General features: G+C 65.8%; 2 protein-coding genes. Both read left to right on the top strand.

The window, feature by feature from the left end:
• Nucleotides 1-1,420: DUF5054 domain-containing protein (locus VIP82_RS15470; protein WP_331910167.1), on the top strand; the 1,420-nt coding region annotated here is incomplete at its 5' end.
• Between the two features lie 50 nt (nucleotides 1,421-1,470).
• A partial coding sequence (locus VIP82_RS15475; protein WP_331910169.1) for an N-acetylglucosamine kinase occupies nucleotides 1,471-2,356 on the top strand: 886 nt, incomplete at its 3' end.

The raw sequence follows: 2,356 nt of genomic DNA on the forward strand, positions 1-2,356 counted from the left end.
TGAGGTACGTGAACTCCACGAACGCCTCCAGGAGAAGTACCCCGATGCGACGATCAAGGCCTCAACCCTGAATGACTTCGGCTCGACATTTCTGAGCATGAAGGACCAGTTGCCGGTTGTCGATTCAGAGATCGGAGACACCTGGATCCACGGACCCGGAAGCGACCCGGCCCAGCTCGGACGGTTCCTCCGGCTCCGGCGTCTGCGTTCCCAGTGGATCGACGACGGCAGTCTCATCGAAGGGACGCCGGCGTTCACGCGACTGTCGGACAAGCTGCTGCTCGTCGCGGAACACACCTGGGGTGAGGACATCAAGACGTTCCTCCCCGATTTCGAGAACTACACGAAGGGCGATTTCACCGCAGCTCGCGAACGGGACCACATCGATCGCGAGCTGATTCCCGAAGTTCACGCGTTCGCGTCCGTCTGGTCTGCCAAGCACTCGCACCAGGGGTACTCATACTCCGCGGTCGAGCAGTCATGGGACGAACAGCGCTCGTACATCGATTCGTCGATCGCCGACCTCCCCGAGGCTCTTCGCCAACGCGCTGAGGCCGATCGACGTCGCGGTCGGCTGGAGCCGGCTCCGTCAGATGCGCAGGAGGTCTTGGGCGACGTTCAGCTGGGCAACTTCAGCGTCGGTGTCGATGCGTCCGGAGCGCTCACCCGTCTCGTTTCGAAGGCGGGAATCGCCTGGGCAGACGCCACCCACCCCATCGGCCGGTACTCATACGAATCGTTCGGGTCCCTCGACTATCGGCGATGGATCGCCGAGTACTGCCGCGACATGGTCGTAAACGCTTCGTGGGCCTTGCCGGACATGTCGAAACTGGGAATGGAACTGTCAGAGCCGTCCGCGACGGGACAGACGTTCCTTCCGATCGTCCATCGGGTCACGCGCTGGACCGAGGGGACGACCGACTACCTCAATGTGGAAGCTCGTCTGCCCGCACTGGCATCGGAGACCTTCGGCGCACCCCGGCGAGTCGAGATCCGCTACGGCTTCGACCTCACCACCGACGTCATTCGCGTGCAGCTCGCAGCAAGAGACAAAGATGAGAACCGGCTTCCCGAGGCCAGCTGGATGCAGTTCGCGCCCCGCGTCTCGAACCCCAACCGGTGGGCGCTGCACAAGATGGGGAGCATCATCAGCCCACTCGACGTCGTGCGCAACGGCAATCGCAACCTGCACGCCGTTACAGAGGTGGCGAACACTTCCGGAGATCGACATGTGCGAGTGGTCCCATTCGACTCTCCGCTGGTATCGCCTGGTGAGCCACGACTCCTCCACTGCGATGAGGCCTTCCCCGACCTCAGCAGAGGGATGCACTTCAACCTCCACAACAACGTCTGGGGCACGAACTTCCGTATGTGGTTCGGCGAGGACATCACCTACGAATTCGAGATCACCCTTGAGTAGGTCACATCCGGCGACCAACGCGTCGTGATCACGACCGGACGGAGGGCGACATGACCGACGGTGGATTGCTCGCGATCGACGCGGGCCAGACGGGTATCAAGGTGCGCCATACTGATGGCGCGGGCGAGCGCGAATGGGCCCTGCCGGGCATCCGCACCGACCTGCCGTTGCTCCCCCAACTCGCACGCGTCGTCGAGGATGCAGTCGCCGCGGGTCGCAGATTCCGAACGGTCGGATTCGGCGTGTCGGGGCTCACATCCGAGGAGTCCGACGCCGGGTACTTGCTCGCGGCGATGAAGCACGACGTGCGGGCAGTGCATCTCGCGCACGACTCAATCACCGCGTACCTCGGTGCGATCGGTGATGACAGGGGTGCGGTGGTCGCCTCCGGCACCGGTGCCGTCGCGCTCGCGGTGGGCGCCACCAAGGTGGCACGCGTCGACGGGTGGGGCTACCTCATCGGCGATGGGGGCAGTGGCTACTCGCTCGGACGTGCCGCGCTCGACGCGGTGATGCGCGCGCACGACGGTCGGGGCGAGCCGACCGTGCTCACCGAGTTCGCGATGACGGAGTTCCCCGACCTCGAGCGCGCGTACATCGAGTTGCAGGCGGATCCCGCACGAGTGGGGCGCATCGCCGCGTACGCGCGGCACGTCGCCGACGCGGCCGCGGCCGGCGACGCCGTCGCGCTGTCAATCACGTCGGAGGCCGGGCACGAGCTCGCGGCATCCGTGATCACCGGCTTGCGGCGCGTTGACGAAGTGGATGCCGCGGCGCCCCGGATCCGCGCCGTCGGCGACGTCTTCCGCAGCACCGCGCTGGCTCGCGCCTTCACGTCGGCGTTGCTCGTGCAGCTGCCCGGGGCAGACATTCGCATCGGCGGGAGCAAGCCGCTCGACGGCGCCGCCGCACTCGGCCGAGTCGCCCCCGCGAGTG

The sequence above is a fragment of the Microbacterium sp. genome (assembly GCF_036566905.1).
Taxonomy (GTDB): Bacteria; Actinomycetota; Actinomycetes; order Actinomycetales; family Microbacteriaceae; genus Microbacterium.